Annotated in this window: 8 protein-coding genes and 1 pseudogene; 2 read left to right on the top strand and 7 right to left on the bottom strand. The window is 66.6% G+C overall.

Annotated features, from left to right (window positions below; all coding sequences use genetic code 11):
- Positions 1–552, top strand: a 552-nt coding sequence (gene purQ / locus A5711_RS06910) for a phosphoribosylformylglycinamidine synthase subunit PurQ (RefSeq protein ID WP_067944871.1), incomplete at its 5' end; no start/stop codon positions are given.
- Positions 553–790: 238 nt separating this feature from the next.
- Here purQ and A5711_RS06905 read toward each other — a convergent pair.
- Positions 791–1267 (bottom strand): hypothetical protein, encoded by a 477-nt coding sequence (locus tag A5711_RS06905; RefSeq protein ID WP_067944870.1) that lies wholly within the window; start codon positions 1265–1267, stop codon positions 791–793.
- 88 nt (positions 1268–1355) lie between these two features.
- Positions 1356–2174: a GntR family transcriptional regulator gene (locus A5711_RS06900; protein ID WP_067944869.1), complete on the bottom strand. Its 819-nt coding sequence runs from the start codon at positions 2172–2174 to the stop codon at positions 1356–1358.
- 134 nt (positions 2175–2308) lie between these two features.
- On the opposite strand from A5711_RS06900, the gene A5711_RS06895 reads away from it, so the two are divergent.
- On the top strand, positions 2309–2707 hold the full coding sequence (locus A5711_RS06895; protein ID WP_067944868.1) for a VOC family protein: 399 nt from the start codon (positions 2309–2311) through the stop codon (positions 2705–2707).
- A gap of 38 nt (positions 2708–2745) precedes the next feature.
- On the opposite strand, the pseudogene A5711_RS06890 reads toward A5711_RS06895, so the two are convergent.
- The 5 genes and pseudogenes from A5711_RS06890 to A5711_RS06870 all read right to left on the bottom strand — a co-directional run.
- A pseudogene (locus A5711_RS06890) lies at positions 2746–2961 on the bottom strand (cupin); the annotation flags it as partial.
- A 3-nt stretch (positions 2962–2964) separates the two neighbouring features.
- Positions 2965–4419 carry an NAD(P)/FAD-dependent oxidoreductase gene (locus A5711_RS06885; RefSeq protein WP_067944867.1) on the bottom strand — a complete coding sequence of 485 codons (1455 nt, stop codon included), beginning with the start codon at positions 4417–4419 and terminating at the stop codon, positions 2965–2967.
- Positions 4420–4446: 27 nt separating this feature from the next.
- Complete coding sequence (locus A5711_RS06880; protein ID WP_067944866.1) at positions 4447–5127, bottom strand: haloacid dehalogenase type II; 681 nt, start codon at positions 5125–5127, stop codon at positions 4447–4449.
- 2 nt (positions 5128–5129) lie between these two features.
- Positions 5130–5723 (bottom strand): TMEM175 family protein, encoded by a 594-nt coding sequence (locus tag A5711_RS06875; protein WP_231972086.1) that lies wholly within the window; start codon positions 5721–5723, stop codon positions 5130–5132.
- Between the two features lie 62 nt (positions 5724–5785).
- On the bottom strand, positions 5786–6590 hold an 805-nt coding region (locus tag A5711_RS06870), incomplete at its 5' end, for a zinc-binding dehydrogenase (RefSeq protein WP_067944865.1).

The following is a 6590-nucleotide window of genomic DNA, read 5'->3' as shown; positions in this document are numbered from 1 at the left end:
GGCGTCGACGCCGTGGTGGTGCCGGGAGGTTTCTCCTATGGCGACTACCTGCGGGCCGGGGCAATCGCGAGGTTCGCCCCCGTGATGGGCGAGGTGGTGGCCGCCGCGAACCGCGGCATGCCAGTGTTGGGCATTTGCAACGGTTTTCAGGTGCTGTGTGAGGCCGGCCTGCTGCCCGGGGCCCTCACCCGCAACGTCGGTCTGCACTTCGTCTGCCGCGATGTGTGGCTACGGGTGGCGTCGATCTCAACGGCCTGGACGTCGCGTTTCGAGTGGGGCGCTGAGCTGCTCGTGCCGCTGAAGTCCGGCGAGGGCCGCTACGTGGCCCCCGACGATGTGCTCGACGAGCTGGAAGGGGAGGGCCGGGTGGTGTTCCGCTACCTCGACAATCCCAACGGCTCCCTGCACGACATCGCCGGAGTCAGCTCCGCCAACGGCCGTGTCGTCGGGTTGATGCCGCACCCTGAGCACGCCATCGAAGCGTTGACGGGCCCCTCCGACGACGGCTTGGGCTTGTTCTATTCGGCGCTGGACGCGGTGCTTTCGGTTTAGGCGGAAGCCCCTGCGGCTGAACGCAATTCGTCGAATGCCGCGCTGATGGCCTCGGTCGCTTCGTGTGGGTCGCCGAACGTCTGGTCGTCGGTGAGCACGGGACGCCGAGCTGGTCGACATAGCTCCACACCGTGATGTTGACCGGGGCGCCTGGCGACAGCACCCCGGTCGAGTAAATCTCGCTGACCGCCGCGCTGACTATGCCGGGGTCCTGTGCGGGGCCTTACCGTCGCGGGGATCAGCCGGCGTCGCGCAGCAATGGATGCGCCGTCGGCAGGTCCACCGCCGGAGTCAAGTCGTCGAAGAGGTCGGTCGCGTCGGCGATCGTGCGGTCGACGAAGGCGGCGAAGTCGTCGAAGGAAACGTTCTGCCGGATCCAGTGCGACCTGCGCGCCACCAGACCGATCCGCTGTGGATCGGACGAGCCGTGCACGATCGCGGTGACTTCGCGTTCCTGACGGTTCCAGGTGTCAGAGAAGTGCACCAGCCATGGGCGCTCGGTGGCGGCGAAGTAGCACCCCGGAGTCACGCGAATGATCAGCACGTCGCCATGCTCGGGGGAGATCTCGAGGTGGACGTGCAGGCGCCTCGCGGCGGACGCGCGGGCACCGGTGACGAAGAAGTATTCACCGTCGTGGTGGCCACGGAAATAGCGTCGCCCGCGGGTGCGCAGGTAACATTCGACCAGGTTCGCGCACGTGGGCTCGTTCGTCATGAAAACATGCTGCGGCCAGTGGCTTTGCGGATGCTGGGAGACAAGCCATGAACCACCGAAGAATCTGTTGAGAATTGGCTGAGTCACGTCAGCGCCGCTCGACAATCCCCGCACCGGGCGCCGGCATGGTCCGGGGCAGCGTCACCGAAAACCGGTACCGCTCGGGACGATAGTGGAACTCCACGACCTCCAGCGGCTTGCCGTCATTGCCGTAGCTGACGCGTTCGAGCACGAGCACGGGAGAGCCCAACGGCAGATTCAATGCGCCGGCTACCTCGACGGAGGCCCCCGCGGCGTGGATCTCATAGGTGGCCCGGGCGACGGGGGTGCCCAGTCGCCGCTCCCACATCGTGTAGGTGCTTTCCATCGCTCGCGCGGGTTGCGTGTCGGACGCGCTCGACAGCAGCGGCTCGACGGCCTTGCCGAGTCCCGGCGGCAGGTAGGCGATCATCAGCGCGAGGGGCACGTCCCCGTCGCGGAAGCGTCGGTAGATGCACAGAACCCTGGACAAGCCCAACGTTTCGGCTACTCGTTGCGGGGGCTCACCGACGCGATGGGACAGCACGTCCACATGCGGAGTGATCCCAGAGCCGGCCAAGACCTCGGTGATCGTGCGCACGCCGGAGCCCAGTTCTTGTCTTACCGGGTTGGTGACGAAAGTGCCCAGACCCTGGCGCCGAACCAGCCAGCCCTGGCGCTCGAGCAGTCCGACCGCCGCTCGCACGGTTACCCGGCTCAGGCCGGAGCGTTCGATCAGCTCCCGCTCGCTGGGCAGGCGTCCGCCGCGGGGCACCCGCTGCTTGATGATAGCGGCCTTGAGCGCTTCGGCGAGCTGGGTGCTCGCTGGCACGCTGCCGCGCCTGACCCGCAGATCGGCGGACTCGAGGTCGAGCGACGGGCCGGTCATAAGACGTATTAAAACGTCTGGTGAGTGGGGCGTAAAGGCCGCCGGCCGTTCCGTCGCCGCCCTACGAGCGACAACAGCCGTCGGATTACTCTGGCGCCGAGCAAATTTCGGCTGCACACCACAGGAGGTTGACCGTGGGATTCGCGGTGGAACGGATCGATCATGTCGTGCTGAACTGCACAGACGTCGAGGCCACCGCCGCGTGGTACGAGCGGGTTCTGGGCATGCGGCGAGAGACGTACGGTCCCTCAGGCCGGATCGCCCTGCGCTTCGGGGAGCAGAAACTCAACCTGCGGCCGGTCGGGGCGCTGGCCGACGACCCAGAGTGGACCACCGCGTCGGTCGAGGCCGCCGGTTCCGAAGACTTGTGCTTCATCACCCGCAGCGGCCCGGATGAGGTGCGCGCCCACCTCGCCGACTGCGGCGTGCAGATCGTTGCGGGACCGGTCACCAGAACCGGAGCCTTGGGCCCGATGACTTCACACTACTGCCGCGACATCGACGGGAATCTCGTCGAAATCGCAGTCTATTGAAGCGGATACAACGCCGGTAGATTCACCACGATCGCCTGATTGGACGATACGGTCGACGGCATCGCGTGTGTCTCGCCCATCCAGAGCTTCTCGGCTCCGACCGACGCGCCGCTGAGCGCGGCGAAGCGACGGAGTCCGTCCGATTGCGCGGTGTCGGAACTGATGTCCGATGCCCTGACGTGGTGCACCTTGTTATGGGTGGCTTCCGCTGTTGTCTCGCCGAAATCGGGATGGAATCCGTCTGCGGTGGCCATGCGTCAACTATGGTCCGACGCATCCCGATACGCCTCGAGGAGTCGCAGCCACAGCTCGCTGACCGTGGGGAAGCAGGGCACGGCGTGCCACAACCGCTCGATGGGCACCTGGCCGGCGACGGCGATGGTTGCGGAGTGCAGCATTTCGGTGACCCCGGGCCCAACCAGCGTGACCCCGAGCAAGTGCCCGCGGTCGAGGTCCACCACCATCCGCGCCCGGCCGGTGTACCCGTCGGCATAAAGCTTGGCCCCCATCACCACATCGCCGATCTGCACGTCGACCGTCCGTATCCGGTGCCCGGCCCGCTCGGCCTGCCGGGCCGTCAGGCCGACCGCGGCGGCTTCGGGGGTGGTGAAGAAGGCTTGCGGCACGGCGTGATGGTCGGCGGTGGTTGCATGCCGGCCCCACGGTGCGGTGTCCAACGGGGTACCCGCCGCGCGCGCTCCGATCGCCGCTCCAGCCACGCGGCCCTGATATTTCCCCTGATGGGTCAGCAGGGCCCGGTGATTGACGTCGCCCGCGGCGTATAGCCAGCCATCTTCTATCGCCCGCACTTGGCAGGTGTCATCGACCTCGAGCCAGTCGCCGGGTGCCAGCCCGACGGTGTGCAGACCGATGTCGTCGGTGAGCGGTGCGCGGCCCGTTGCGAAAAGCACTTCGCTGACTTCTATTTCGGAGTCATCGTCCAATTCGAGGGTCACCACTCCGCCGTCGGGCCGGCGCAGCGCGCGGACCGATACGCCGATGCGCACATCCACGCCGGCATCGGCGAGGCCACGGCCGATGAGTTCACCCACGAAAGGCTCCATCCGGGGGAGGAGCCCCTGCCCCCGCGCGAGGAGGGTCACCTGAGATCCCAATCCCCGCCACGCAGTCGCCATTTCGACGCCTACGCCACCGCCTCCCACCACAGCGAGCCGCTCGGGGACGGAGCCGCTGTCGGTGGCTTGGCGGTTGGTCCACGGCTTGGCTTCGTCGATGCCGGGCACGTCGGGTAGGGCGGACCGGCTTCCAGTGCAGATCACGACTGCGTGCCGCGCTGTCAGCACGGAGGTGGCTCCGTCAGACGCGGTGACCGCGACTCGTCGGGGGCCATCCAACCGGCCATGGCCGCGTACCAGGGTGGCCCCGATTCCGCTTACCCAATCGGCCTGGCCGGCGTCGTCCCAGTTGCTGACATAGCGGTTGCGGCGGCCGAAGACCCCCGCAACGCTGATGGGCCCGCTGACCGCCTCGCGGGCGCCGTCGACGTGGCGGGCTTCCGATACGGCAATCACCGGACGCAGCAGGGCTTTGCTGGGCACGCACGCCCAGTAGGAACACTCGCCGCCGACGAGTTCACGCTCGACCAGAGCGACGCTCAGCCCCGCCGCCTGGGCGCTCTCTGCAGCGTTCTGCCCGACCGGCCCGGCACCGAGCACGATGACGTCGTAGCCGGTTTCCTCGTGTGCTGCCATGGTCCGTGGTCCTCCCCCGGGTTGTCCTCAGTTCGCGATGAGCTTCGTGGCCAACTCGCGCAAGTCACCCACCACGAGGTTCGGCTGGGGCATCCCGTCGACCGGCAGCGGCGGATTGCCGGGTCGGGTAATGAGCGCAGCGCTGAAGCCGACCTTCTGGGCGCCGAGGGTGTCCCAGACGTGCGCGGCCACCATCATGCAGTCGGCCGGTGCCACCCCGACCGTCTCGCACGCGTATCGGTATACGGCGGGCGCGGGCTTGAAGGCGCGGCAGGCATCGACGCTCAGTTGCAGTTCGAAGAATTCGCCCAGCCCGGAGCTCTGCAGCGCCGTCGGCCCGTCCGGGTTCGGCGGCGAATTGGTCAGGGTCACAAGGCGAAAGCCGTTGTCCTGCAACCTCGCGAGCCCTTCGGCCGCGTCCGGGTGTGCCGGCATGGTGAGCAGGCCGGTCTTCAGGCGGTGCAGGTCATCGTCGGAGACGTCGACGCGGTGCACATCGCCGACCATGCGCAGCACGCCTTGCGCGAGCGTGGAGAAGTTGACGTAGCTGTCCGCCAATGTCGCGGACATCGAGTACATGATCAGCTGGGCGAACCACTCACGAAGCACCCGTTTATCATCGAACAGGTCGGTGAAAAGCGGTGCGAGAGAGTCGATATCGACCAGCGTCTCGTTGACGTCGAAAACCAGGACGGACGGTGTGCGCATGGTCAGGCCTCGATCTTCCGCAATGTGGGCACGTCCGGCCGTAAGTACCCGATCAAGCACAGGCAAATCAAAGCCATCCCGAGCAACGGCAACCAAAGTGCGACCACCCCCGCCGTTGTGAAGACGCCCATCGTTATGAATGACCGCATCCGCAACAGTCGGCGCATCCGGTCCGTGAGGTCTTCATGGGCCCGCCGGTCAACCACCTCCCGGCATAGCGCGAGATAGGTGATGTTGACGAGAACGAACACGAACGCGTACAAGGCCACGGGCTCAGCGGCCAGTCTGCTGTCGGCGATCCACTCGGTGGTTATCGGTATGAGCGACACCGAAAACAAGTGCGCGAAATTCGACCACACCAGCCGCGGCGTGGCCAGCTCCGCGTAGCTGAACAAGTGATGATGGTTGACCCACACGATCGCGATGAACAGGTAGCTGACCACATAGCTCAGGCCGGTGGGCCACAGCGGTAGCAGGGCGCTGAAGCTGTGCGCGGCCGGCGGTTTGAGCTCTAGCACCAGGATCGTGATGATGACAGCGAACACACCGTCCGAGAACGCTTCCACCCGGCCCGGACTGGATTTCCTCGCAACCACGACGCCTCCTCAGGCCGGAAGGGGCGAGAGTCCGATCGGCCCCTGTGCTAAAGCGGCGTAGCTCACCGCATCACCACGACCATCTTGCCGCCAGCGTCCCCGGCTTCCATCATTCGGTGCGCCTCACGGATCTCGTCGAAGGAGAAGACGCGAGATGGCTTGGCCTCCAGAGCGCCCTCGGCGGCCTGCCGCGCGATATCTTGCAGAGGGACGTCCGACAGCGGGAATCCCGGAGTCCCAAAGACGAAGCTGCCGAAGAAGTTCCAGTTGACACCGCTCGCCATGCGCAGCAGTGGATTGAAATCTCCGATCGGGTCGAGCCCGCCCAGCCAGCCCGCCAAGCAGGCCGTTCCACCGCGGCGCAGCATGTCGAGGGAGTCCAGGATGGTGCTGTTGCCGACCAGGTCCAGGACCGCGTCCACCTGCTTGGCCTCGGGGAGGTGCTCGGCCAGGTCACCTCTCTCCAATTCGACGCGCGACGCGCCCAGCTTCTCCAGCATGGGAAACCGGCCACGAGTCCGCGCGGTGGCGATGACGCGCGCACCGGTGGCGACGGCCATCTTCAGTGCGGCCTGGCCCAACGACGATGTCGCGCCGCGCAACACCAGCGTCTGGCCGGCTTTCAAGTTGAGGTTGCGGAAGAGGCATGTCCAAGCGACCGCGTAGGTTTCGGGCAGCGCGGCCAAATCCGACCATGGCAGCTCGGATTCGATGAGGGCGACGTTCGCCGCGCGTACGCGGGTGTATTGCGCGTAGCTACCGTTGATGGTTCGGCCCAGACCACCCATCAGCGCCGCCACCTTGGCGCCCACCGGGAATTCGCCGCCCGGGCATGAGTCGACGACGCCGACGCATTCGATGCCGCTG

The sequence above is a fragment of the Mycobacterium sp. E2238 genome, assembly GCF_001672665.1.
GTDB lineage: Bacteria > Actinomycetota > Actinomycetes > Mycobacteriales > Mycobacteriaceae > Mycobacterium.
This window is presented reverse-complemented; position numbering and strand designations above follow the sequence as displayed.